Genomic DNA, 25,482 nt, shown 5'->3' with positions numbered 1-25,482 from the left:
TATTTCACTCCTATTTATACTCAAGAATACGCTAGCAACATTCAGCACATACGGCGGCAAAAGAAAAACTAAAACACAGCTTGAACATATGTACAGCAACGGCATCCAGAACTGTGATGGCAACTCTTGTTAGCAGCTGACTCACATGCCTATCCACTCCAGTATTGCCAACTGAAAACGTGATCACATTAACACTTTAACGAACTTGTATCACAATGTATCACTTGTAACTTGTTAGCCGCAGGTTTGATCGTTAACCTTGCGCGCTTTACATATATTGAGCTTTAAAAGATGCTTCAGACACGAAAATCCTGCCTTCCAGCAAAAGATTCTGGCTTTACCTTGATAGAGTTGGTGGTCGTCATCGTTATTATGGGGATTATCAGCGTTGTTGCTACCAGCAAATTTATCGATTTTAGCCGTGATGCTCAAGTTACACAGCTACAAGGTATTGCCGCAGAACTCAGTGCCCAAAATCAATTGGTTTACAGTAAAAGCACTATAGATAACATTGAACGACTTAAAGGCTGTAGTTACCAGTGTGGAGGCAATGAAAACTGGGACGTATTGGTGGGTGAATACTTTGTGGATGTTTCTGGGACTCGGCTATATGTCAGTTTAGGTTATCCATTAGCACCCTTATCCTCTAGCGACATCGTCAACCAAAACTATCGTATCGCCTTTGGCTTACCCGCATCAGAGTTTGTTTTCACCAGTGTACCGAGACACATATCGGCAACGGCTATTGTTCCAATAAAGTGGCAAGAAAAGCTCAGGGATATAACAGCTGGGAAGTTTGAATGCCATGTTGAATATAGCTCGCCAACCCTAATACGTGACTATAGCGTTCGAGTATATGATAAAGACTGCTAGAAACCGCTCTTAAGTTATTCTTTCAAACAAAAAGCCAGAATTAAATTCTGGCTTTTTGTTTATCAAAAATCCGCTAGAGGCTTACTTATTCTCTGTCCAGCGGTCCATCCAACCCAATACGTTGGCATACCATTGCTCAAGGTTGTCAGGATTCAAAATCCAGTGGTTTTCATCAGGGTAAATTAATAGTTCTGATGGAATACCATTGCGCTGCATATAAGTGAAAGCAGCAAGACCTTGACCATACGGTACGCGGAAGTCTTTTTCACCGTGGATCACTAGCATTGGCGTCTTCCAGTTCTCGACATAGTTAACTGGGTTAAATTTCTCATACAGCTCTTTGTTCTTGTCATAAGTACCGCCAAACTCGAACTCAGGGAACCATAGCTCTTCGGTAACATAATACATAGAACGCATATCAAACAAACCAGCGTGGTTGACTAGACACTTAAAGCCGTCATTCCAGTTACCTTGGATCCAGTTCATCATGTAACCGCCATAAGAACCACCTAGCGCACAAGCGTTATCAGCATCTAACCATTTTTGCTGCTTAGTGACAGCTGCTAGGCCTTTTTGCAGATCTTCAAGCGGCTTGCCGCCCCAATCCTGAGTAATTGAATCGGTAAACGCTTGACCGTACCCCGTAGAACCATGGAAATCGATCATCACTACGCCATAACCAGCACCAGCCCATAACTGTGCATTCCAGCGACTGCTGAACGAGTTACCGAATGACCCTTGTGGACCACCGTGGACTAGGAAAGCGATAGGATATTTTTCACCCGCCTTGTAGTTTGAAGGCTTAATCCAGTAACCGTAAACCTCTTCGTTATTCCAGCCTTTAAAGCTAAATTGCTGGTATTCACCAAATTTAATCTCAGCGAGTTTGTCTTTATTGACATCTGTTAAACGATTAAGGTTTTGACCATCAAGGTTAATCGTATAAAGATCGCCTGGCTCTACGAGTGATTTATGACTAAAGATAATCTTGTCGTTATTCACGCCCACAATGCTGTTACTACCTTCATTGTAGATAGTTTTAACATCACCAAATTGGGTGTTCACTTCAAAGATTGATACCTGACCAAGATCTTGTGCGGTAACGTATAACGTCTTGTTGTCTTTACCAAATGCCAAAGAGCTTGGGCTACGATCCCAAAGTGGTGCAACTTCTTTTTCTTGGCCTGTTACCGTGTCGCGCAGCATGATGCGGTAACGGTCAGCTTCAAAACCCGGTTTTGTCATGGCGAAATACGCTAAATAACGACCATCAGCAGAATACGTAGGGTGTGCATCCCATGCCTTATTCGCTTCAGTTAGGTTCTTAGCCTCACCACCAGCAACGCTCACTTGCCATAAATCGTAGTTAGTGATCCAAGCTTGATCTTTACCTGGTGCCTTTGCACTGTAAACCACGTGCTTACCATCAGGTGTAAATGTAACCTCTTCCATACCAGAGAACGGCTTCGGCGGTGTTTCAGTATCAAGGCCGGCTGTCACATCTACAGCTGTTGACACTTTCTCACCATTTACATTCTCACCATTTAACTGGGCCACAAACAGGTGGCTTCTTGAATGATCGCTCCACGTATCCCAGTGACGCACCATAAGCTGCTTATATTCACGCCCAGTAGTGTCACGCTCCGCTTCTGCTGTGAACTTATCTTTAGAACAAGCAAGATCCTTACACTCAGGGAACACACGCATGTTTACAACAGCTTGCTGACCATCTTGCGATAATTTAAAGCCTTCAACATCGAGAGGAAAATCAGTTACCTGAACGGCTTCACCACCATCGAGTGCTAATTTATAGATCTGACTTGAACCATCACGTGCCGCTAAAAAGTAAATGCTGTTGTCATTTGGACCAAATGTAACGCTATGCTCGGTACCCGCTGCACTGGTTAACTGTTTTACTTGAGCAGTGGTAGAGCTTAAATCTTGCAGATAAAGGTCAGTCGTCGCCTCACCTTCTGCATCAATATTTTTCACGGCATAAACAATTTTAGTGCCGTCATTTGACAGTGCCGCCGAATGCAGCTTATTCATTTTAACTAAATCTTGAACGGTAAAAGGCGTAGGTGTTGCGGCTTGTGCGCTAAAAACCATGCCTGCAGACGCAAGCGCCATTATGATTGCAGTTTTTTTCATCATTATAATCTTATTTTTATAGTTAAAAGATGTAAGTGTTCAATTTGTGATTGATTTTGCCGACTAAAACTAGGCAGCATGTTTTGCTAGATGTCCGACACATTAGCCAAAATAAATGGCTTAAGCAATACGCCTAAGCCATTATTATTAAGGGGATATAAAAAATTACACTAGCATTATCACCACTAGAATAACCCGTCAGTAAACTATTAACCTGACTCAATTCGCTAGGTGGTTAACGAAACTTATGTCCTCTAGTTTGTCGTCACGGACGAATGTTGAGTGTTAACTCAACATTAGCCTTCTAACTTGACCTTCCAGATAGCAGGCCCAGTTTCATGTGCATTTACGCCTTCAGAGTCAACAGCTACCGTTACAGGCATATCTTTAACGTCAAACTCATAAATCGCTTCCATACCTAAGTCTTCAAACGCCACAACACGCGCTTTCTTAATCGCCTTAGAAACAAGGTAAGCAGCGCCGCCTACAGCCATTAAGTAACATGATTTATGTTGTTTAATCGATTCAACGGTTGCAGGACCACGTTCAGCTTTACCAATCATGCCCATTAGGCCCGTTTTATCAAGCATCAGGTCAGTAAACTTATCCATACGTGTTGCAGTAGTTGGGCCAGCTGGACCCACAACTTCATCGCCAACAGGATCAACAGGGCCAACGTAATAAATAAACTTGCCTTTAAAATCGACGCCTTCTGGCAGACCTTCGCCGCTTTCAATTAAGCTTTGAATTCGTTTATGTGCCGCATCTCGACCGGTCAACATCTTACCGTTAAGCAATAAAGTATCACCGCTCTGCCACTGCTCCATTTCAGCTTGAGTGACAGTGTTTAAATCAACACGGCGTACACTCTCGCCCACTTCCCAGGTAATTTCAGGCCAATCAGCTAGTGACGGGGGAGTCAATTCAGCAGGACCTGTGCCATCTAAGTGGAAATGAACATGACGAGTTGCAGCGCAGTTTGGGATCATCACTACAGGTTTTGATGCCGCATGAGTTGGCGCAGATTTAATCTTAATATCAAGTACCGTTGTCACACCGCCAAGCCCTTGCGCGCCAATACCTAACTTGTTTGAGCGTTCAAAAATCTCTAAACGAAGTTTTTCATCTGTTGTTTCGGCGCCGCGCGCCTGTAGTTCATGAATATCAACAGGATCCATTAATGACTCTTTTGCCATAACCGCGGCTTTCTCTGCTGTACCACCGATACCGATACCCAGCATACCTGGTGGACACCAACCCGCTCCCATTGTTGGAAGGGTTTTCTCTACCCAAGCGGCAATATCATCAGACGGATTTAGCATCGCCATTTTGGACTTATTTTCAGAGCCACCGCCTTTGGCTGCAATGGCCACATCAACATGGTTACCAGGCACCATTTCAACGTGTACAACTGACGGTGTATTGTCTTTAGTGTTCTTACGGCCACCAGCAGGATCGGCAACAATTGATGCACGCAGCGGGTTATCAGGATTGGTATACGCGCGGCGTACGCCCTCATCAACCATTTCTTGAACAGTTAAGTCCGTTTTATCCCATTGCACACCCATACCGATTTTGACAAAACATGTCACAATACCGGTATCTTGGCAAAGCGGACGTTTACCTTCTGCAGACATACGAGAATTGATAAGAATTTGGGCGATTGCATCTTTAGCCGCTGCACTTTGCTCACGTTCGTAAGCATCGTTCATCGCATCGATAAAATCTTTTGGGTGATAATAAGAGATATATTGTAGGGCATCAGCAACGCTTTCAATGAGATCGGCTTGCTTGATTACAGGGACTTCTTTGCTCACAGACACTTCCTTTTTTATCAGACACTTATTTAATCGGCTGAAATCACATCAGCTTTTGTGATGTATGAATGACTCCAGTCACCATTAACGCTCACGTGTTTTGTTTTTATTACTTGTGTAAGCAATATGATACTCTTTCGCGACTTTGAGTTAAACATCACATTTTAGATAGGGTTAATAGATGAACACATTGGCGCAAAATGCAGTTTTTTCTAAGCGTCTTGATTGGAATTTAAGCACTACTGAATTATTTGAGTATTTTTCAGATTTACCTTGGGCTATTTTACTCGACTCCGCGAATGCCAATCACATTGATGCTAAATTCGATGTGATCTGCGCCGAGCCTGTAGCCACCATAGTAAACCATGGTCAATCAACTACTATTACTCGCTCAACGAACAGACAGCCGCTGTTTGCGTTTGATAAGCACCACGTAAGTGATGATACAAACCAGATAGCAATAAATCAGACAGCAATCAATGTAATGCAATCTGTATCGAGTCACGATCCTTTTGTGCTATTAAATGATTTATTAACAGAATACTATCCTACGCAAAAACGCAGTCCCTTCATCTTTAGTGGCGGGCTGATGGGCAGTTTTAGTTACGATCTTGCTCGGTGCATTGAAAACCTACCCGACATTGCGAAAAACGATATTTCGCTACCAGAGATGAATCTAGGGTGTTACGACTGGGCGCTGATTTTTGACTATAAAACCCAAAACTGGCAACTGGTTCATTATCAATCGCAACACGCTTTAGAAGCACTTGAACTGAGATTAAATCAGCTAATTGCAACCGGTTCATTAAATAAAGCCATTCAGAAGCATACAGGTCGTAAACTTAAAGGCCAGCAAGATAGCCCTATCGTTAATGAGCCTTTTAAACTTAACGGCCAATGGTGTAATCAGCTTTCTGAACAGGCATATAAACAGAAATTCGCTCAGGTGCAGGCCTATCTACTTAGTGGCGATTGTTATCAAATTAACCTAACTCAACGTTTTAGTGCCTTGTATACGGGTAATGAATGGCAGGCTTATAAAGCATTGCGCGAGAGTAATAGTGCTCCCTTTTCAGCGTTTATTCGTTTAGAGAGCCACGCACTACTTTCCATCTCTCCAGAGCGTTTTATTCAGCACAAACAGGGTGAGGTTCAAACCAAGCCGATTAAAGGTACCTTGCCAAGAAGTGCTGATCCTCGCCGTGATAATGAGCTTGCCGCTCAACTACAGGCTTCAGAAAAAGATCGGGCTGAGAATGTAATGATTGTCGATCTGCTTCGTAATGACATTGGTAAAGTAGCAACCCCTGGCAGTGTTGCTGTACCTCACTTATTTGAGGTTGAAAGCTTTCCTGCAGTTCATCACCTTGTTAGCACCGTTACCGCGAGACTTAAACCCGAACTCAATCCTACCGATCTATTAAGGGCCTGTTTTCCTGGTGGTTCGATAACAGGCGCCCCAAAAATTAGAGCGATGTCTATTATTGAAGAGCTTGAACCCTCTAGGAGAAGTCTCTATTGTGGTTCTATAGGCTATATAAGCCAAGACGGTACTATGGATACCAGCATCACTATCCGCACTTTAGTTGCGCAAAGGGACAATGCCACGGCTCTGACTCCTCATAACGGGACTTATAACAGTGTTCAGGGAATAATGCATTGCTGGGCTGGAGGCGGTATCGTCGCTGATTCAGAGGTCGATGCTGAGTATCAGGAGAGTTTTGATAAAATCAGCCGTATATTGCCCGTTCTTGCTAACTTAAACCGTTAATAAGTCGGATATTAACACTCCGTTAAGGAGTCATCGTAAAGGACAAATTATGGATCTGGTGGAGTTTAGGCTCAGGTACACTCTTAATGCTTTACCAGATCTTGATTTAATAGAGTTAGATCACGACCTTCGTCAAGCCGCGGTACTAATCGCCTTGTATGAAGTCAATAATCGACTCGAGCTTATATTGACCCGTAGACCCACACACCTTCGCGCCCACCCAGGGCAGATTAGTTTTCCTGGCGGCAAAGTTGAGCAATCAGATGCAAGCTATCAAGCAACGGCATTACGAGAGGCAGAAGAGGAGATTGGTTTACTCAGCAACAATGTGGAGGTGATTGGTGCTCTCCCGCCCCATAAAACCTTTACGGGTTTTGAGATCACCCCCTTTGTCGGCATCGTTAAACAAACATTTACGCCTATTATTGATCCCGGGGAGGTTGATGAGTATTTCACTGTGCCGCTGACTTTTTTAATGCAGGCTTATAACCGCCATACACAAAGGTTTAGCCGTAAGGGTATTCTCTACCCTGTTCACTTTATTCCCTATAAGCAGCATTTTATTTGGGGAGCGACTGCTGCGATGATCGACCTCCTTTGTCGGCAACTTAGCACCAGAGCGGAACGTTAATTTTTATACAGAGGCTGCATCTATGCTTCAAAACCTAAGGCTCGCTACATTTATCTAGACTTCTCTAAGCTTCTCTACATGATAAACATTCTGAATCTTAAGCTCTTTATACCTAAAGCTTGCTAATATCTATAGCGCATTAAATCTAAATAGAACATAGCGACAACAGTTTAAAATGAAAGCCGTAACCTTCTACACGACAAAGCGAATGTATAAACCCGCCGCTAACGAGCACAAAAATAACAAAGGGATGTTTACCCACCAGCTAATATGGCTCTGACGTGAAATATACAAGTTAAACCCCATATTGATAAAACTCACTGCCGCACAGACCCAAATAATATGCTCAAGGAGCACCGTTTGTGTCGGGTCCCATTCAAATCGTACGGATGCACCATGACTTTGATAGTATCCAATTGCCGTATCAGGCCGAGCCTTATCAAAAATCATTAGTGCATAAATCGCCAATGACCAGCCGATAATCGATAGCGCCGACAGGATAAACTGAAACAATTTTGTTCTATTCATGCTTACTATCCTTAGTTTTTGTCATGATTGTCGTCAGAATAACAATTTAGGTACGAAGATACCCTACTTTCCACTTGAGAAAAGCGTTTATACAGGTAATATAAACCTCCAAATTATTTACAAAAACGTTTCGTTGGAGAACTAAGCAACAATGAGCATTACATCTGTCGCTTCTGTGTTTAAAGGTGACTTTGCGATCGGTTCGCAAATCACAGTGCGTGGTTGGGTAAGATCCCGCCGCGATTCTAAAGCTGGGATCTCATTTCTAGCTGTTTATGACGGTTCATGTTTCGACCCTATCCAGGGTGTTGTGCCGAATAATCTAGAAAATTACACCAACGAAGTGTTAAAGCTTACTGCTGGTTGCTCTGTCGTGATGACAGGTGAAGTTGTTGAGTCTCCAGGTAAAGGTCAAGCGTTTGAAATGCAAGTGACCAACATTGAGGTTGCTGGCTGGGTTGAAGATCCAGACACATACCCAATGGCTGCTAAGCGCCACTCAATTGAGCATTTACGTGAGCTTGCACACCTACGTCCGCGCACTAACATTATTGGTGCAGTTGCACGAGTACGTAACTGCTTATCACAAGCTATCCACCGCTTTTATAACGAGCAAGGCTATATCTGGGTATCAACGCCACTAATCACAGCTTCTGATACCGAAGGTGCTGGTGAGATGTTCCGTGTTTCTACTCTAGATCTTGAAAACCTACCTCGTAACGATAAAGGCACAGTTGATTACGGCGAAGATTTCTTTGGTAAAGAGTCGTTCCTAACGGTATCGGGTCAGCTTAATGCTGAAACTTACGCGTGTGCACTATCAAAGGTTTATACCTTTGGTCCTACATTCCGTGCTGAGAACTCAAATACTAGCCGTCACTTAGCTGAATTTTGGATGGTTGAACCTGAAGTGGCTTTCGCCAATCTAGATGACGCCGCTAAGCTTGCTGAAGATATGCTTAAGTATTGCTTTAAAGCCGTTCTTGAAGAGCGCCGTGATGATCTTGAGTTCTTCGCTCAACGTGTTGAGAAAACAGCTATTGAGCGCTTAGAAGCATTTGTAAGCAGCGACTTTGCTCAAATCGATTACACTGATGCGATCGAAATTCTTAAAGCGTGCGACAAAGACTTTGAGTATGACGTTGAATGGGGTATCGACTTACATTCAGAGCACGAACGCTACCTTGCTGAAGAGCACTTCAAAGCGCCTGTTGTTGTTAAAAACTACCCGAAAGACATTAAAGCCTTCTACATGCGCTTAAATGACGACGGTAAAACAGTTGCTGCAATGGACGTATTGGCGCCAGGTATTGGTGAAATCATCGGTGGTGCACAGCGTGAAGAACGTTTAGATGTACTTGATGCACGCCTTGCTGAAATGGAACTTAGCCAAGAAGACTACTGGTGGTATCGCGACCTACGTCGTTATGGCACAGTACCTCATGCTGGATTCGGCCTAGGTTTCGAGCGTTTGGTCTCTTATGTTACTGGTGTTTCTAACATCCGTGACGTGATCCCATTCCCACGCTCTCCAAAGTCTGCAAACTTCTAAGTTAACTGCTTAGAAAAAATAGCGCAGATTTACGCTTAAAAAAAAGCCTCTCATTTGAGAGGCTTTTTTACGATGTAAATACCTGTTTATTTTTCATTCATTACTGTCAACTAAAATACCGCGGATACCCAACAAAACAAATCAAAGCCAACTAAAATATAGCCCACCGAAATAAAGTCGACTGAATCAAAGACCACAGGAATAAACTCTACTAGCGCACAGCTAACTAAAACATGTTTTACTAATAAATCGTCGACTTACACTGACACTTTACAGCCCTTAAATGCAACAATTCGTTGACAAACCTCCAGCAAAAACAAGCTCCCACAGATGAATCAATCACTTAAAATCAGCCAGATTGTTAATATCTTGTCAGATATTGCATCAAGAATAAGCGTGACATAGATCACACACCATGGCGTTACGGGTCATTTTGTCCCTATTAGTTATATTTTAATGATCTAGCTCAAGTGAGCCAAAACTGGTCTGTGTAGTATGGCTCAAAGGTCGGCAAAGTTTGACACACATCAACAATAACTCGCTTTTTGTGGCCTAAACTGGTTTTCGTTGAACACATTCCTTATAAATTAAAAAGGTTTAACCATGGAAACACATGAAGCCCTTTATCAACAAGGTTTGGCGCGAATAGAGCAACTTCGTAAGCTAGAGCCTCGAAATGGTGAAACGCTACAGCAAAAAATGGAACAAAACGGCATCACTCGCCGTGACTTCATGAAATGGAGTGCAGCTGTAACAGCAATGCTCGCCCTGCCACTGCCTTTTAGTACCTTAGTAGCAGAAGCGGCAGAACTGGCAGATAGAGTGCCGCTCATTTGGTTACATATGGCTGAGTGTACTGGCTGTTCTGAATCTCTTATTCGAACCGATACCCCTAATTTAGATACATTAATCTTCGATTACGTTTCTCTTGAATACCACGAAACATTAATGGCTGCAGCCGGTTGGCAAGCAGAAGAGAATCTTGAGCATGCACTTGAGGCCTATAAAGGTAACTACTTACTGGCGGTTGAAGGTGCGATACCGACGGCAAATAATGGTGCTTATTTAACGGTTGGTTGTAAAGGCCACACTGGGATGCACATTGTTAAAGAAGCAGCAGAAGGCGCTGCCGCCATTATCTCTGTCGGCACCTGCGCAGCTTTCGGAGGCGTTCAAGCCGCAGCCCCTAATCCTACTGGGGCAAAAGGCGTTTATGAAGTGGTTGATAGAACCGTCATCAACTTAGGTGGTTGTCCACCAAGTGAAAAGAACATTGTCGGTACACTGATGTACTTCATTATGTTTGGCAAGCTGCCTGCACTTGATATGTTCAATCGTCCTAAGTGGGCATACGGCGCTCGAGTACATGATAACTGTGAACGTCGAGGTCGATTTGATGCTGGTGAGTTTGTTGAGGAGTTTGGCGATCAAGGCGCTAAAGATGGCTACTGCTTATATAAGGTTGGCTGTAAAGGCCCATACACCTATAACAACTGCCCGACAGAAAGATTTAATCACCATACGAGCTGGCCAGTGCTTGCAGGTCACGGCTGTATTGGTTGCTCTGAGCCCAACTTTTGGGACGAAATGGCTGACTTTGAACAACCCTTGGGAAGGCAAGAATTGCATAGCCTTGATGCCACTGCAGACACTGTAGGTGCGGTCATTTTAGGTGCAACTGTTGTCGGAATTGGCGCACATGCTGTAGCCAGTATTTTTGCCAAACCTGAAGAGGAATAATCATGAGCAAACGTGTAGTCATAGATCCAATCACTCGTATTGAAGGACACTTACGAGTCGAAGTCGAAGTCAACGAAAACAATGTTATTACCAAAGCGTGGTCATCATCTACATTATGGCGTGGTATTGAGGTGATCCTCAAAGGCCGCACGCCTATGGACGTCGGCTTAATCGTACAGAGAATTTGTGGTGTATGTACCTATTCACATTATCGCTGTGGTACTGAAGCCGTTGAAAATGCACTAGGCGTGCAGATCCCGCTAAATGCAAAGTATCTTCGTAGCTTAATGCAAACATCACTGTACATGCACGACCATATTGTCCATTTCTATCACCTTCATGGTTTAGATTGGGTCGATGTTGTCTCAGCACTGAGCGCAGACCCAGCATTGGCAGCTCAAGAAGCGTTAAAGTATACCGAGAATCCTATCGCAGCGGGCGAAGGTGATCTCAGAGCCGTACAAGAGCGAGTTGCTGGCCTTGTTGAAACAGGAAAATTGGGACCTTTTGCCAATGCATATTGGGGCAACGGCACCTATAGGTTTACACCAGAGCAGAATCTAATCGCCCTATCTCACTACCTTAAAGCGCTAGAAGTTCAACGTGTTGCCGCTGAGATGCTGGCCATATTTGGCGGGAAATCACCTCACCCACAATCTGTTGTCGTCGGTGGCGTCACCTCTGTACGTGACATGCTGAGCCCAGCTCGTTTACAAGAGTGGAAGCAGAAGCATGAGTTCGTTAATGATTTCATCATTCGTGCATACAAGGCGGACATTGTTATGGCCGCTGCGGCCTTTGGTACTGAACCTAGTGTGCTAGGTGGCGTTAATATAACAAACTTCCTCGCGACTGATGACTTCTTACTAGGTGACGGTCAATACCTGTTTAACCAGGGCGTTATCATGAACGGCGATCTTGCTAACGTGAGCGACTTAGACCCTCAGCAAATAGAAGAAGATGTTACCCATGCTTGGTACAAAGCCGATGCACCGCAGCACCCATACGATGGGACTACAATTCCTGACTATACCGGCTTTGTTGAAAGAGAAACTGTCTATGGCAAATTGCCGACAATTGATGGCGATGGTAAATACTCTTGGGTTAAGTCTCCACGATATAACAGCGAGCCAGTTGAAGTCGGACCGTTAGCCTGTTTATTAGTGAGTTATGCTCGAGGTAATCCCGTTGTCGTCAATGCAGTAAATGATTTACTAGAAACAACGGGCTTACCTGTTGAAGCGTTATTCACAACGCTCGGCCGCACCGCAGCACGTATGTTGCAAACGGTAATCGTTGCACAAGAAGGCCTTAAAACCTTCGATGCCATGTTAACCAATATGCTGTCAGATGAAACTACTTACGTGAAACCGGAGATCGATTCAAGCAAAGAGTACGTGGGTCATGCCATGATCGAAGCGCCGCGAGGAATGCTCAGTCACTGGATCCGAATTAAAGATGGCAAAGTTGAAAACTATCAAGCGGTAGTACCAACGACTTGGAATGCCGGGCCCATTGATGCCGAAGGAAAAATGGGACCGTATGAAGCCTCGCTTATTGGCTTACAGCTTGAAGATCCAACCAAACCTTTAGAGGTTATCCGCATAATTCACTCATTTGATCCTTGTATGGCGTGCGCAGTGCATGTCATGGACTACAAAGGGCAAAACCTCGGTGAATTTAAAATTGATCCCAACGGATTCTAATCAAGGGGGATAACATGGCAACTCAATCTGCGCTCTACCAAAGGGAACTGATTTTTGGTGCTGCGATAAGAATATTCCACTGGCTAAGAGCCTTAGCCATTTTTGTACTCATTGTCACTGGTTTTTATATTTCCTGGCCATTTTTAGTCGCGCCAGAAAGTTCTGACATATTAGTGCAAGGGTATATTCGTGCTGCTCACCAGATCTTTGGCTTTTTGTTAGTCGCGATAACAATAGTGCGCGCTTACCTGTTCTTTTTTGGTAAGAGTGATATCGAGCGTCGTTCGTTTAAAGATGTCATGAGTGTAAAAAGCTGGATCACTCAGCTTAAGTCTTACCTTTGGATGGGACATTTAGACAAAGCTGGGGTTTATGGTCCGCTGCAGTTCGTGACTTACTTTGCAATATCAGTGGTTGCATTGCTGATCAGCATTACAGGCCTAGTCTTATATGCCAATGTATATCACGAAGGTCTAGGTGGTTTACTTGCGCCAATGGCTAATTGGTTAACGGCTTTGATGGGTGGATTAGCACCAGTACGAATTTGGCACCACTACCTTACCTGGGTATTTATCATCTTTGTGGTAATACACGTGTATATGGCAGTTTGGTCAGGCATTCGATTTAAGCATAACTCTGTCGACTCTATTGTCTCAGGCTACGATTACCATAAGAAAAAATAAAAGGAAAACATGAAGATATTGCTACTTGGTATTGGCAATGTCCTGTACGCCGATGAGGGCATCGGCGTACATTTCGTCAATTATATCCAAGAAAACTATCGTTTCCACCACCCCGTAGATCAACTCGACTTACTCGATGGTGGAACACTTGCCCAAGGACTCATTCCAACACTGTGTAAATATGACTATCTCATCGTCGTTGATACAGTAAACGCGAACGGTGTTGCCCCAGGAGAAGTCTATTTTTTCGATTTTGATAAAGCACCGCCTGAAATTGATTGGCAAGGCAGTGCCCATGAAGTTGAAATGCTACAAACCCTGATCATGATGGATATGGTTGGCGACAGACCAAAAACCTTTGTGTTAGGTGTAACACCCACAGTACTTGAACCTATGACTCTTGGATTGACGGCACAGATCCAGGCTGCGGTGCCTTTGATGGAACAAACCTTAATGCGTCATATGGACTCTCTAGGATTCACTCACCAACGCATTGCACACATTGATATCAACAGCCTTATTCCCGATTCCTACAAACGTGGCTTAACTTCAGATGAAGAATATTAGATTTGAGTTTAATTGTACCCGAGAAGTGCCCTTTTATGGGCACCTCTGTAATCAATACCTACAAAATGATCAATATGATGTAACCATAGGAAAACACGATAATCTTTACTATATTGAGGCGCAAGGTGAGCAGGCACAACTTGAACAACTAGCCGATGCCATCGCTCAAGACTTCTTGATTTCAGCGTGGCTTGTAAAGCCTCAAATCATTGTAATTGACAGCCCTGTTGGCACTAAAAAACTCCTTCCAGCGGCAAAACTTGAACTTGAGTATTGTCAGCATTGCCAACCTCAGTTTGGTGATAACCAAGCTGCACACTTTGGAAACATTGGATTTAATTGCCCCTGTTGTCAGGCTCACACCCGGATCTCTCCTGTCCAGCAAGCTGTTTCTTTAAGTGATGCTAAAGCCTTAGTGAAAAAACTTGATAGGCTAGGTGCAATAGCACTGCCCCACGCTAGCATGAGCGATAATATTAACAATAATGTTGGCGATAACATTAGCAAGAGTATTGGCGCTAGTATTATCGAAAGTATTGGTGCTGGCCCTATTATTAGTTTTAATCCTATCGCAAATGCGCCGTTAGACACTCGCCAACAATTGGTGATCTGCAACCCAAATAATCTACATGCACATTTTTGTGTTAACGATAGCCAAATACTTGCACTCTCAAGTATCGAAAAACCATTGATTAAAGCTCGACCTATCCACAACCACCCTCGACTAAACCAACCCTTATATGAAATCAGTTTTGCAAACTCACGCTTATTGTTGGTTATCTGCGAAATTCTTAGACAACAAGGTGTCGATTACCTTTATATCGCTAACAGCACTCATCCCAAGATTGCCATGGTTGAAGCAAAATGGTCGCTTATTCAAACACCAGCATCAAACCACGCACAAATTTTTGATGCAGTGCGTCAACCTTTACATGATGATGCCGTGGCTGGTCATTACAAAGCTCTTTGGCATGATAAACAGATTGAAATCAGCTCTAATCACCCCAGCATTAATCTAACCAACATTAATGAAGGCGAAACAAATAAAGACAATGCAATTACAGCGGTAAGTAGTGCAGCTAGTTGTGCACTTCATAGCGCGACCATCACTGAGAAAAAACCTAAGTGCGTGGCTGCTTTGTATTTTAGTCAAACAAGTACGAGTCAAATAGTCTCTTTAGATGGCAAACAACAGCTTGAATTATTTTTTGAATTTCCAAGCATGCCTGACAACGGCTACGACATCGTGCATCAGCTTGAGTTATCACCGCAAAAGCCCTTATTGGATAAATTTAAAACTCAATATCCTGATGATTACTTGAAACTGTTGTCGTTAAAACTTACCAAGCCTACCAACAATATTGAGTCTTTATGGGCCATTGCTGCCGTTTTTCTTGGCGCAGCAAGTCAAATACAAGCAACTCAGCCAAGTCACAGTGCGCCATTAAGCAAAACTGCTCTTTTAACTAAAACTGCACTTTGTGACTTTGTCGTTGCTCGCGCTATGTGCCACAAGGGAGCAAATGCGCCTAGAATTGATTTTCCTCTAACCAGAGGCGAAGCATTTAGGAGTTTAAACTGGTGCAAGACACTGGGCACGATTATCAGCTTTAGGCTCGCTGAAGCGGATAATATCGATAAACTCGCTTTTGGTATGCACGATTCTTTTGCTGATTATATTTGTAATTGGATTGAGCACTTAGATCAAAATATCAGCATTAAGTCAGTGGTGATCGCAGGCAGTAGTTTTGCCAATGAAGTTTTGGCCGAAAGGGTCGCTCTACGACTGGGTAAAAACTTTAATCTCAATACTAATACGCTAATGGATCTTGATGGACTAAACCTTGCTGCTGGTGCTTTGTACCTTAAACAGCGTAGACACTAAGTACACATATCATGACTGCAAAACAAGACTGAATAATAGCACTGGCTAACATGGATAATATTAGCCATTTATAATAAGTACTTATAGTGACGACTCATAAACAGTACTCATAAAAATACCTGTGACAGGATCTATGACCAAGAATCTGAGCAAAAATCGTTTACACATAAAGATCACCGGCATCGTTCAAGGCGTCGGTTTTCGCCCCTATGTTTACCGTTTAGCTCATGAACTGAACTTAACCGGTAGCGTGCTCAATAACAGTGAAGGCGTCACAATTGAAGCGCAGGGGCGCCCTATTGACCTGGTTAAGTTCGAAGCCGCCTTTCGAGATCAACCGCCCGCCCTCGCACGTATCGACAATATCCTTGTCACTTCAATGACAACTATCGATACATGTAATGACTTTAATATTGTCCATAGTGAAAAAGAGAGCTCAGCTGCCGTTGCCGTGCCAGCAGATATATGCACTTGCAAAGACTGCTTTGATGAAATCGCCGCTCCCAATAATCGCCATTATCGATACCCGTTCACCAATTGTACTAATTGTGGACCTAGATATTCACTGATCAACGCCTTGCCCTATGATAGACCCAATACGGCAATGGCAAATTTTTACATGTGCGAAGCGTGTAAACGTGCATATTTGGACCCTATGGACAGGCGCTACCATGCGCAGCCCGTCAGCTGCCCTCAGTGCGGACCACAGTTAAGTTTTAAAACAAACGATCTAACGGTGCAAAGCACTAAAGAACGCGCACTGGAAGATGCGATTAATGCACTGATTGCAGGCAAGATATTAGCCATTAAAGGGATCGGTGGGTTTCATCTGGTCTGCGATGCTACAAATCACAACAGTGTTAGCCTATTACGCCAGCGAAAGACTCGACCAGCGAAACCTTTTGCCGTTATGGTTGAAGATATTGAAGCTGCAGCCAAGCTAGTCACGGGGAGTGCAGCTGAATGGCAAACGCTATGCAGCGCTCAGCGCCCTATTACACTGATGCGTAAAATCACGACTAATCCAGCTACTAATCCAGCTACTAATCCAGCTACTAATCAAAGTGCAGACCTAACGACTAAACTATCTACTAACAATCGTGTTCTGTCCGTTGCTGAGTCTACACAGCCATTCGACAAGTTAGCACTAGATAGACAACAATTAGATAAGCAATTAATTGATAGCCACCTAACAGCTAGTCGAACAATAGATAATCAATCATTCAATAGCCAAAACAGTCCTTGTACAGAACTTAGTGACCTAGTTGCACCAGATATAGACAGGCTCGGAATATTTCTACCCTATACCCCTGTACACCAATTATTACTCACTGGTGTTAGGCGGCCTTTAGTCATGACAAGTGCAAACCTTGCTGGTGAACCAATCATTACAGATAGCGAAGCCATTAAGAGTAAACTTGCCCATGTTGTGGATAATATTTTAGATCACAACAGGCCTATCTTAAATGGCTGTGACGATAGCGTGGTACAGTTGATAAATGACAAACAACAAGTGCTTCGCTTAGCAAGAGGCTATGCTCCACTTTCTTTTTATAGTGATCAACCTCTAACAGAAAGCATTCTTGCACTTGGAGCTCAGCAAAAAAACACGATTTGCTTTGGCTTTAATCACAACCTGTTTCTTAGCCCTCACATCGGCGATCTGGTATCGATAGAAGCTGAAGAATACTTTCACCACACCCTCGATACCTTCTCTCGATTATACGGATTTATTCCCAGCCAATTAGTCCACGATAGCCACCCTGATTACACCACCAGTCGATGGGCTTTGTCGCAAGCCATAAACAAAACAAGCTCATTGCAACACCACTATGCTCACGTGTTAAGCGTAATGGCTGCCAATAAGCTCACAACGCCGGTGCTAGGCTTTAGCTTTGATGGAATAGGTTTAGGTGATGACAATACTTTATGGGGCGGAGAAGTGCTGCATTGTAATATTAATCAGTATCAACGTATCAACAGCGTTAAAAGCTTTGCGCTTATTGGAGGTGAACAGGCTATCAAGCAACCAGTAAGAGTTTTACTGGCAATCTTACTTGAAAAATATTCATCGCAAGAGATTATGAACCTCAATATTCCAGCAATAAATGCACTACCTCCTGCAACATTTAATAATTTAGTTAAGATATGGCAGACAAACAGCTGTATTAGGACCTCTTCAGTAGGACGGCTATTTGATGCAGTGGCCGTGGCACTCGGGCTAGTTACACATATACAGTATGAAGGCCAGGCTGGAATGCTAATCGAAACGGCTGCCAACAGTGTGACGACCAATACTGACTTGATTAATGCAGGCTCGAATTATACTGGCTTAAATACAGGGTTGAAAAATATTGAACAATCTACTTCACTCTGGGATAGCGCAGCTCTGTTGCAACAGATTGTTATCGCAGTGACACATTCGCCCCTTAATCAGCAGCGCATAGGGTTAATTGCAAAGACTTTCATGGACACCTTATGCCATTGGGTATGTACATACGCTAAAGGCTACCTCGATACTCCTATCGTACTTTGTGGCGGGGTATTTCAAAACCGTTATCTGCTTGAGCGTTGCGAGAAACGGTTAACCGCACAGGGAAACCTCCTACTTTCAAGCCACAACGTCCCAATTAATGATGGGGGGATCTCCCTCGGCCAGTTATGGCACGCTATTCACACCCCTAGAGAAAATGCGAGCAACATCACAAATAAATAGAAGCAAAGCTGATTTACATCAAGGTCGATTAGCCATGCGTAACCGACAATGAGACAACATACCAATAAACGGAGTTACCTATGTGCCAAGACTGTGGCTGTTCTATCACCCGTCACGATCACCTTTTAACATCGGATCATTCGCACTCTAAAGTTGACGATAATATCGCAAGTAATCCGCAACTTAATGACAAAACAACACTGTCTGTTATCCACAAAATCTTGGATAAGAATGATATTGAAGCTCAGCATAATCGCGATCACTTCGATGCCAAAGGAGTGGCAGCTTTTAACATAATGAGTAGCCCTGGAAGTGGAAAAACCACGCTTCTTGAACATTTACATGAACATACTTACCTTAAATATGCGGTCATTGAGGGTGATTTAGAAACATCTAGAGATGCCGATAGACTCAAAGCTAAAGGTATTGAGGCTTATCAGATCCAAACTGGCGCAGCCTGCCACCTAGACGCATTTATGGTCCATAGTGCCCTTCACCATATAAATTTAGACCCTTTGGATATCTGCTTTGTTGAGAACGTCGGTAACCTCGTCTGTCCAGCGAGCTATGATGTCGGCACCCACAAAAACATCGTTCTACTATCAGTACCGGAAGGTGATGACAAAATAGAAAAATATCCGGTAATGTTTCGCCGGGCCGATCTTGTGCTCATCACTAAATCAGATCTACTGCCTTACTTTGATTTTAGTATTGATGAAGCACGCTCTCAGCTTAAAAAGCTCAATCCAAATGTCGAGTTAATGGAAGTGTCAGTTAAAGACCCGCAATCACTCAATCAAGTGACAGCTTGGCTTGCAAAACATACAGGAGTGGCAGCCTAATGTGTCTTTCTATCCCTTCTATGATTGTATCGATCCATCAAGATGAGCATGCGGTCACTGTCGATACGATGGGTGTTAAACGAAAAGTCAGCAGCCATCTTATTGCAGAGCCGCTTAACATTGGAGATTATGTACTTATTCACATCGGTTTTGTTATGAACAAGATTGACAAAGCTGATGCCATGGAAAGTTTAGCGTTATATCAAGAGATTGTTGAAAAGCTAGAACAAGAAGCTAAGGAGTCTTAATGATTGCCTTAAACGATCTTTACCAAGGTTTCAGAGACCCAGATGTCATCCGTTCCCTTGCCACAGAAATCGCCTCATTAGCCATTCAGGTTGAAGGCAAGATCAATATCATGGAAGTATGTGGTGGCCATACCCACACCATCATGAAATATGGCCTAAATCAATTACTGCCTGATAATATTGAATTTATCCATGGTCCAGGCTGCCCAGTGTGCATTATGCCTAAAGAGCGGATTGACCATGCGGCGGCGCTGGCTAGCCTACCTAACACCATTCTCGTGACACTAGGAGATATGATCCGCGTTCCTGGTTCACAGGGAAGTCTGGCGGAGTTCAGAGCCAAAGGTTGTGATATTAGACCTATTTATGACCCTTTAGATACCTTAACCATCGCGACGACGAATCCAGATAAAACAGTGATATTTTTCGCCATTGGTTTTGAAACCTCTACACCAATGACTGCGGTACTGATTGACCAAGCAGAAAAACGACATATTAATAACCTGCTCTTTCATATTAATCACGTACTTGTGCCACCAGCCATTGATGCCGTAATGGCGGATCCCAACGTTAAGGTTAACGCATTCATTGGCCCAGCTCATGTTAGCGTTATCAGCGGTGCAAAGGTTTATCGTCCTACGGTGGATAATTACCACACTCCTTTGGTCATATCTGGCTTTGAACCGGTTGATGTCATGCAATCTATCTTAATGATTGTTCGCCAGAAAGTAGCCTCTAGTACACAACTTGAAAACCAATATAGCCGCTCTGTTTCTGAAGACGGCAATCTAACCGCGCAAGCTATGGTTAATCACTACTTAACGCTTAGGCCACACTTTCGGTGGCGAGGACTTGGGCCGATTGCTGACTCTGCGCTCATGTTAAAAGAAGAATTTGCTCATAGAGATGCCGAGCGAATTTACGCTAAACAATTACCGACTCAAGAAATAGACGATCATAAAGCTTGCCTGTGTGGTGATATTTTGAGAGGACTGTGTAAACCCAAAGACTGTAAAGTCTTTGGCCGAGGGTGTAGCCCCGAGACGCCACTAGGTAGTTGTATGGTCAGCTCTGAAGGTGCTTGTAATGCGTATTATCGATATAATGGAGTCATTTAATGAGCGAATTAAATAGCAAGAAGCGAGTACAGCTCAGCCACGGTGGTGGTGGCAAAGAGATGAGCCGTTTAATTATTGACCTATTCTTTAAAGCCTTCGACAACCCGATATTACGCAGCGAGGAAGATGCTGCCATACTGAATGTTAATGGAAAAATAGCCTTTACCACCGACTCCTTTACTGTATCGCCACTATTCTTTGCTGGTGGCGATATTGGTAAATTATCAATCGCAGGGACCGTTAATGATTTGGCGATGATGGGCGCGGAGCCACAATACTTAAGTTGTAGCTTTATTATTGAAGAAGGCTTTGAAATTAGCCACTTGAAAACAATTGTCAGCAGTATGGCCACAGAACTTAAAAACTCAGGAGCACGGATTGTCTGCGGTGACACCAAAGTCGTGCCAAAAGGCTGTGCTGACGGAGTTTTTATTAATACCACAGGCGTTGGCCGTATTTTACATAACGGTATATCAGTAAAGAACCTAAAAGCAGATGATGTAATCATTGTGTCTCGTGACATTGGTCGTCACGGCGCAGCAATTCTAATGGCAAGAGAAGGTTTGTCACTTGAGTCTACATTAACCAGTGATTGTGCAACGCTTTGGCCGATAGTTGAGCAACTCATTGCCGCAAATATCGAAATACATGCGATGCGAGACGCAACCAGAGGCGGCCTTTCTGCTGTACTAAATGAATGGGCTAGCGCATCGAATGTTGGCATCAATGTAGTTGAAGAAGCGATTCCAGTAAGCGACGAGGTCAAAGGTCTTTGTGAACTTTACGGCTTTGAGCCATTTGATCTCGCTAATGAAGGCACCTTTATTCTCGCAGTACCAAAACAGAGTGCTGATGCCACGTTGGAGATAATGAAACGCTTTTGTCACTGTGAACAAGCGGCGGTGATTGGGCAAGTAACAGAACAAAGATTAGGAAAAGTAGTGCTCAATACACCTTGGGGCAGCAGGCGTTATCTTGACTTACCTCAGGGTGAACTACTTCCGAGGATCTGCTAGTGCATGAGTATTCAATCGTTACTGCGTTAATTGAACAGTGTGAGCAGTATGCTAGTGCTAATCAGGCCTCTAAAGTGACTCAAGTTGTGATAAAGCTCGGGATCTTAAGCGGGGTTGAACCTGCACTACTTAAAACAGCATTTGACACCTTTAAGCTAGAAGGTATATGCCATGATGCTTCTCTTGTGATAAATATACAGCCTTTAGTCATCAGCTGTGCCGCATGTGGTAGTAAAACAGAGCACAAACTGCGTAATGTGATTTGTAGTCATTGCCAAAGTGCAGATACCACAGTGCTCGACGGCGAGGATATGATGCTTATGCAATTAGAGTTAGAGCAAAACGAATTAAAATTAACTCGTTGAGTAAATTAATGGCCACTTAACCATAAAGAAAAAAGCCCTGACAGATGTCTAGGGCTTTTTACTTACTCTTATACCGAAGGGAATTAATTGACAATAAATCTCGGTTAGCACTTCGATTATCTAAAGTTCCGATTATCTAAAGTTCCTTGTTTAAAAATAGTTATTTCAAAATAGTTATTTGAAGTTAGTAACTCGAGCTATTTATCTAAAGCTAGTTACCAGCATGTTGAAATTCATCGGACAGCTCAGCTTTAGCGCGCCTTAAATTCTTCTGCGCCTGCTCGAAGTAACTAGGTGAAGTATCAATAGCACGCTCGAATAGTCCAATCGCTTTCTCATATTGCCCCTCTAACATCAAAAAGTAACCCAAATCATTAAGTGCATCTGCTGGTGACATGGTTTGCTCGAAAGTTGCAAGTGCACGCTTATGTAGGCCCTTACGAACATAGACTAAACCCAGGTTTGTCCAGGCTCTATCAAAATTTGAGTCTGCTTGTAGCGCTTTACGTAAGTACTTTTCTGCCATAGCAAGCTCCCCCGTCAAATAATACGAGTATCCGAGGTTAGTGATCAGGATCGGCGAATGTGGTTGTAACTCCAATACTAGCTTAAAGTAAGCCCGAGCTTGTTGATGATTATTTTCAACATCTTCTAAAATGGCGATGGCATTATATACTCGAGCTGGAGACTCTCTATTAGGCACCCAAAAATCGACTGTTTTACGCTTAATATCAAGTGCAGAAAGCCTTTCTTGATCCAACTCAATTGCTTTTTCTAAATGTTGACGCGCTTCTCTATACTGACGTTTATCCATGCTTATAACCCCTAAATCAGCATGAACCATCATAAAATTAGGTTCGAGAGCTAAAGCCTCATTATAAGCCTTAAAAGCAATATCCGGGTTGCCCCTCATAGTATGAATCCGACCTATTTGATAGAAAGTTTCAGGATTTTTAGCATTAAAATCCAATGCTTGAATATAGGCATACAGAGCCTTCTCTAAGTTTCCGGACTGTTCTTCTGAGTGCGCTTTATTTAACGCATCCTGTTCCGTTTGAGGCGCAGTCAAATCATTAGTAATAGATGAAAGTGACCCAGCATCCAATAAATCTTGTCTATCAGGAGCCTTAATCGGCACGTGTTGGTCTGTGTCTGAAGTCGAACTGCAAGCCTGAAGAATTGTTAATACGCTAATTACTAATAATGTTTTTATCATCGTTTTAGCCATAACGTTTAATAATTGTTTTAAAATCATAATAGCCCCCCCAAAGACTTATTAACTGTAAAATTTTGAGTAACGGTCACTTACCTGCCATGTTAAAATGCTTGTCCCCAAACCTTCATCACTTTTAATACCGCAGGTCCTACTGCAACGATAAAGAATGAAGGCCAAATACAACACATCATGGGAAATATCATCTTAACGGCAAGTTTTGCTGCTTGCTCTTCTGCTGCTTGTAATCGCTTATCACGATATTCATCTGAAAAAACCCGTAACGTTTCCGCTATCCCTGTACCCAAGCGCATACTCTGCGATATGGCAGAATTCAACCCCTTAATATCTTCAAGTCCTGTTCTGTCGGTAAACTCCTGAAGCGCAACTTTAACCGTTAATCCTGCCCTGACTTTGCTACAAACTAAATCTAATTCACCCGCTAGGCTTGGATGACTTATCGCCAACTCCTTAGCCACTCTCTGCATCGCCGCCATTAAGCCTAAGCCAGCCTCACAACACACCACAAGCAGGTCTAACGCATCAGGAAAACCAATCCGTAATCTGCGCATTCGTCTGTTGGCAAGTGTTTGTAACACCATTGATGGTAAAATAAATGCCCCACCAATAAATAGGCAGAAAATATATATGATCCAAATACCTGTTATTTCGGGGAAAATATTTAGTAGCACAACAGACACTACAGCACCGAGCAGGAGAAGAAGTAAGCGCGCAGCATTAAATACCGCTAATGCATTTTCAGAGTGAAAGCCCGCATGAATCAGTAGTCGTCTGGTTTCATGGTTAGAAAAGTTAAAAAAGGGTTTTTTAGCCATTTCCCCAATGCCATGCTCTAAGGTACCTGTAACATCTTTGGCCATAGAGCTCTTTGTGTTCCCCTCATTTAACGATTTCAGTCTGGCTCTAACCGGTGAATATACACCACTTATCAGATATGATATTGAAATAGCAAGCATGACACCAGCCACACCAGCGACCGCATAAATAGCCCATTCAACATGCTGGGGATCATCAAAAAACTGTTCAAATAAACCAATTAGGAAGTCCATATCAGATATCTATCCTTATAAGTTTGCTGATCCACATACCACCCACAAACATGCCGATGGCTCCCCACATTAATAATTTATTACCTTCTTCCGTCCCCGTTAACTCACCGACATATCCTGGAGTTTGAAGATAGATGACCGCAAACAACACGAAAGGAAGTAAGATTAAGATCCAAGCTGATAGTCGGCCTTCTGCGGACAAAGTTCTTACTCTGCGTCTAAAAGTGAAACGAAGGCGGATAACTCTCGCTAAATTATTAATATTTTCGGCTAAATTACCGCCGGTTTCTTTTTGAACCATAACAGCACTAGCAAAGGCCATGGCCGATACACTCGGTACTCGCTCAATAAAAGCTAAAAGGGCTCTTTTGGTATCTTTACTGTAATTAATGTTGGCGAACATTAGGCTAAATTCTTTCGCCAATGGCCCCTCCATTTCTTCAGTAACTAATTTAACAGCGTCAGAAAATGAGTAACCCGCCTGTAGCGCCCTTCTGAGTACATCTAAAGCATCTGGGAAGCTCTCTTCAATTTTATCCATTCGTTTAGAGGTATCTCTGTTTAATTTGAAATTAAACAGGAAAATAACTAACACAAACATAAACATGGCAGCGATCCACTCCCCCAAATAAGCCCACAAACACACTGCAGCTAAGCTTGCTGTAAATAATGCCAATCCAATAAACTGATGACCCATCAATTTATAGTCAGCAAGCTCAAGTCGGTAACTTAGGCTTTCAATTACTTCAAAACTTTCTAACCAACGACCTATGGGCCCCAACTTACCTAAACGACTCTTACGCAAAAGAGAAGTCTCGTAGGTAATATCACCTGATTCTTCCGATAGCTTTTTTAATCGTTTGCGAACCAGAGCGGTATTGGCTCTTTGCGGACTATATACTGGCAAAAATAGTGCTTGAGACAAAAATAGCACCGCTACAAAAACCAGCCCGAGAAAAATAACTTGATTAGAAAACATTAATCAGCTCC

21 protein-coding genes are annotated in these 25,482 nt (G+C 43.1%); 15 read left to right on the top strand and 6 right to left on the bottom strand.

Features of this window, described 5'->3' with window-relative positions:
* The first annotated feature begins 291 nt into the window (after positions 1-291).
* Positions 292-873, top strand: coding sequence for a prepilin-type N-terminal cleavage/methylation domain-containing protein (locus ACVBIO_RS00735; protein ID WP_447162782.1), 582 nt, complete (start codon positions 292-294; stop codon positions 871-873).
* A gap of 81 nt (positions 874-954) precedes the next feature.
* On the opposite strand, the gene ACVBIO_RS00730 is transcribed toward ACVBIO_RS00735, so the two are convergent.
* A complete protein-coding gene (locus ACVBIO_RS00730; protein WP_447162893.1) occupies positions 955-3,024 on the bottom strand; it encodes a prolyl oligopeptidase family serine peptidase in 2,070 nt (689 codons plus the stop codon).
* Positions 3,025-3,320: 296 nt separating this feature from the next.
* Entirely contained in the window at positions 3,321-4,841 is a 1,521-nt protein-coding gene (locus ACVBIO_RS00725; RefSeq protein ID WP_447159187.1) for a fumarate hydratase, read from the bottom strand.
* A 181-nt stretch (positions 4,842-5,022) separates the two neighbouring features.
* Between ACVBIO_RS00725 and pabB the strand changes: the two genes are divergently transcribed.
* Entirely contained in the window at positions 5,023-6,612 is a 1,590-nt protein-coding gene (pabB, locus tag ACVBIO_RS00720) for an aminodeoxychorismate synthase component I (RefSeq protein WP_447171767.1), read from the top strand.
* A gap of 49 nt (positions 6,613-6,661) precedes the next feature.
* Positions 6,662-7,243, top strand: coding sequence for a CoA pyrophosphatase (locus ACVBIO_RS00715; protein ID WP_447162785.1), 582 nt, complete (start codon positions 6,662-6,664; stop codon positions 7,241-7,243).
* A 192-nt stretch (positions 7,244-7,435) separates the two neighbouring features.
* Here the strand turns inward: ACVBIO_RS00715 and ACVBIO_RS00710 are convergent, their stop codons facing one another.
* On the bottom strand, positions 7,436-7,771 hold the full coding sequence (locus tag ACVBIO_RS00710; RefSeq protein ID WP_447159184.1) for a hypothetical protein: 336 nt from the start codon (positions 7,769-7,771) through the stop codon (positions 7,436-7,438).
* A 151-nt stretch (positions 7,772-7,922) separates the two neighbouring features.
* Here ACVBIO_RS00710 and asnS point away from each other — a divergent pair, with 151 nt between their 5' ends.
* From asnS to ACVBIO_RS00650, 12 genes are all read left to right on the top strand, one after another.
* Positions 7,923-9,323, top strand: a complete 1,401-nt coding sequence (gene asnS, locus ACVBIO_RS00705; protein ID WP_447162786.1) for an asparagine--tRNA ligase — start codon at positions 7,923-7,925, stop codon at positions 9,321-9,323.
* Positions 9,324-9,926: 603 nt separating this feature from the next.
* Positions 9,927-11,063, top strand: a complete 1,137-nt coding sequence (gene hyaA / locus ACVBIO_RS00700) for a nickel-dependent hydrogenase small subunit (RefSeq protein ID WP_447159182.1) — start codon at positions 9,927-9,929, stop codon at positions 11,061-11,063.
* A 2-nt stretch (positions 11,064-11,065) separates the two neighbouring features.
* Positions 11,066-12,769 (top strand): nickel-dependent hydrogenase large subunit, encoded by a 1,704-nt coding sequence (hyaB, locus tag ACVBIO_RS00695; RefSeq protein WP_447171766.1) that lies wholly within the window; start codon positions 11,066-11,068, stop codon positions 12,767-12,769.
* A gap of 14 nt (positions 12,770-12,783) precedes the next feature.
* Positions 12,784-13,452: a Ni/Fe-hydrogenase, b-type cytochrome subunit gene (gene cybH, locus ACVBIO_RS00690; protein ID WP_447159180.1), complete on the top strand. Its 669-nt coding sequence runs from the start codon at positions 12,784-12,786 to the stop codon at positions 13,450-13,452.
* A 9-nt stretch (positions 13,453-13,461) separates the two neighbouring features.
* Positions 13,462-14,019, top strand: a complete 558-nt coding sequence (locus ACVBIO_RS00685) for a HyaD/HybD family hydrogenase maturation endopeptidase (protein ID WP_447159179.1) — start codon at positions 13,462-13,464, stop codon at positions 14,017-14,019.
* Positions 14,006-15,904, top strand: coding sequence for a Kae1-like domain-containing protein (locus tag ACVBIO_RS00680; protein WP_447171765.1), 1,899 nt, complete (start codon positions 14,006-14,008; stop codon positions 15,902-15,904). Before ACVBIO_RS00685 ends, ACVBIO_RS00680 begins: the two co-directional genes overlap by 14 nt.
* A 133-nt stretch (positions 15,905-16,037) precedes the next feature.
* The gene (locus ACVBIO_RS00675; protein ID WP_447171764.1) at positions 16,038-18,620 is read left to right on the top strand and encodes a carbamoyltransferase HypF; all 2,583 of its coding nucleotides are present in this window, start codon (positions 16,038-16,040) and stop codon (positions 18,618-18,620) included.
* A gap of 80 nt (positions 18,621-18,700) precedes the next feature.
* Positions 18,701-19,462 (top strand): hydrogenase nickel incorporation protein HypB, encoded by a 762-nt coding sequence (gene hypB, locus ACVBIO_RS00670; RefSeq protein ID WP_447159176.1) that lies wholly within the window; start codon positions 18,701-18,703, stop codon positions 19,460-19,462.
* Positions 19,462-19,710 carry a HypC/HybG/HupF family hydrogenase formation chaperone gene (locus ACVBIO_RS00665; RefSeq protein WP_447159175.1) on the top strand — a complete coding sequence of 83 codons (249 nt, stop codon included), beginning with the start codon at positions 19,462-19,464 and terminating at the stop codon, positions 19,708-19,710. The genes hypB and ACVBIO_RS00665 overlap by 1 nt, the downstream gene beginning before the upstream one ends.
* A complete protein-coding gene (gene hypD, locus ACVBIO_RS00660; RefSeq protein WP_447171763.1) occupies positions 19,710-20,828 on the top strand; it encodes a hydrogenase formation protein HypD in 1,119 nt (372 codons plus the stop codon). The genes ACVBIO_RS00665 and hypD overlap by 1 nt, the downstream gene beginning before the upstream one ends.
* Positions 20,828-21,844: a hydrogenase expression/formation protein HypE gene (hypE, locus tag ACVBIO_RS00655; RefSeq protein ID WP_447171762.1), complete on the top strand. Its 1,017-nt coding sequence runs from the start codon at positions 20,828-20,830 to the stop codon at positions 21,842-21,844. Before hypD ends, hypE begins: the two co-directional genes overlap by 1 nt.
* Positions 21,844-22,209 (top strand): hydrogenase maturation nickel metallochaperone HypA/HybF, encoded by a 366-nt coding sequence (locus tag ACVBIO_RS00650; protein WP_447171761.1) that lies wholly within the window; start codon positions 21,844-21,846, stop codon positions 22,207-22,209. The genes hypE and ACVBIO_RS00650 overlap by 1 nt, the downstream gene beginning before the upstream one ends.
* 211 nt (positions 22,210-22,420) lie before the next feature.
* Here ACVBIO_RS00650 and ACVBIO_RS00645 read toward each other — a convergent pair whose 3' ends face one another.
* The 3 genes from ACVBIO_RS00645 to ACVBIO_RS00635 form a co-directional block, all read right to left on the bottom strand.
* A complete protein-coding gene (locus tag ACVBIO_RS00645) occupies positions 22,421-23,464 on the bottom strand; it encodes a tetratricopeptide repeat protein (RefSeq protein ID WP_447171760.1) in 1,044 nt (347 codons plus the stop codon).
* A gap of 62 nt (positions 23,465-23,526) precedes the next feature.
* Positions 23,527-24,492, bottom strand: coding sequence for a type II secretion system F family protein (locus tag ACVBIO_RS00640; RefSeq protein WP_447162795.1), 966 nt, complete (start codon positions 24,490-24,492; stop codon positions 23,527-23,529).
* 1 nt (position 24,493) lies between these two features.
* On the bottom strand, positions 24,494-25,471 hold the full coding sequence (locus ACVBIO_RS00635) for a type II secretion system F family protein (protein ID WP_447171759.1): 978 nt from the start codon (positions 25,469-25,471) through the stop codon (positions 24,494-24,496).
* Positions 25,472-25,482: the final 11 nt, after the last annotated feature.

The organism is Shewanella sp. 0m-8, from assembly GCF_052977265.1.
Note: the sequence above shows the minus strand (reverse complement) of the source record. Positions and strands in the feature narration are given on the sequence as shown.

Bases quoted from the DNA above. Each gene is read 5' to 3' on its own strand.
- ACVBIO_RS00735 (WP_447162782.1), top strand. From the start codon at position 292: ATGCTTCAGACACGAAAATCCTGCCTTCCAGCAAAAGATTCTGGCTTT.
- ACVBIO_RS00730 (WP_447162893.1), bottom strand. From the start codon at position 3,024: ATGAAAAAAACTGCAATCATAATGGCGCTTGCGTCTGCAGGCATGGTT.
- pabB (WP_447171767.1), top strand. From the start codon at position 5,023: ATGAACACATTGGCGCAAAATGCAGTTTTTTCTAAGCGTCTTGATTGG.
- ACVBIO_RS00715 (WP_447162785.1), top strand. From the start codon at position 6,662: ATGGATCTGGTGGAGTTTAGGCTCAGGTACACTCTTAATGCTTTACCA.
- ACVBIO_RS00710 (WP_447159184.1), bottom strand. From the start codon at position 7,771: ATGAATAGAACAAAATTGTTTCAGTTTATCCTGTCGGCGCTATCGATT.
- asnS (WP_447162786.1), top strand. From the start codon at position 7,923: ATGAGCATTACATCTGTCGCTTCTGTGTTTAAAGGTGACTTTGCGATC.
- hyaA (WP_447159182.1), top strand. From the start codon at position 9,927: ATGGAAACACATGAAGCCCTTTATCAACAAGGTTTGGCGCGAATAGAG.
- hyaB (WP_447171766.1), top strand. From the start codon at position 11,066: ATGAGCAAACGTGTAGTCATAGATCCAATCACTCGTATTGAAGGACAC.
- cybH (WP_447159180.1), top strand. From the start codon at position 12,784: ATGGCAACTCAATCTGCGCTCTACCAAAGGGAACTGATTTTTGGTGCT.
- ACVBIO_RS00685 (WP_447159179.1), top strand. From the start codon at position 13,462: ATGAAGATATTGCTACTTGGTATTGGCAATGTCCTGTACGCCGATGAG.
- ACVBIO_RS00680 (WP_447171765.1), top strand. From the start codon at position 14,006: ATGAAGAATATTAGATTTGAGTTTAATTGTACCCGAGAAGTGCCCTTT.
- ACVBIO_RS00675 (WP_447171764.1), top strand. From the start codon at position 16,038: ATGACCAAGAATCTGAGCAAAAATCGTTTACACATAAAGATCACCGGC.
- hypB (WP_447159176.1), top strand. From the start codon at position 18,701: ATGTGCCAAGACTGTGGCTGTTCTATCACCCGTCACGATCACCTTTTA.
- ACVBIO_RS00665 (WP_447159175.1), top strand. From the start codon at position 19,462: ATGTGTCTTTCTATCCCTTCTATGATTGTATCGATCCATCAAGATGAG.
- hypD (WP_447171763.1), top strand. From the start codon at position 19,710: ATGATTGCCTTAAACGATCTTTACCAAGGTTTCAGAGACCCAGATGTC.
- hypE (WP_447171762.1), top strand. From the start codon at position 20,828: ATGAGCGAATTAAATAGCAAGAAGCGAGTACAGCTCAGCCACGGTGGT.
- ACVBIO_RS00645 (WP_447171760.1), bottom strand. From the start codon at position 23,464: ATGATTTTAAAACAATTATTAAACGTTATGGCTAAAACGATGATAAAA.
- ACVBIO_RS00640 (WP_447162795.1), bottom strand. From the start codon at position 24,492: ATGGACTTCCTAATTGGTTTATTTGAACAGTTTTTTGATGATCCCCAG.
- ACVBIO_RS00635 (WP_447171759.1), bottom strand. From the start codon at position 25,471: ATGTTTTCTAATCAAGTTATTTTTCTCGGGCTGGTTTTTGTAGCGGTG.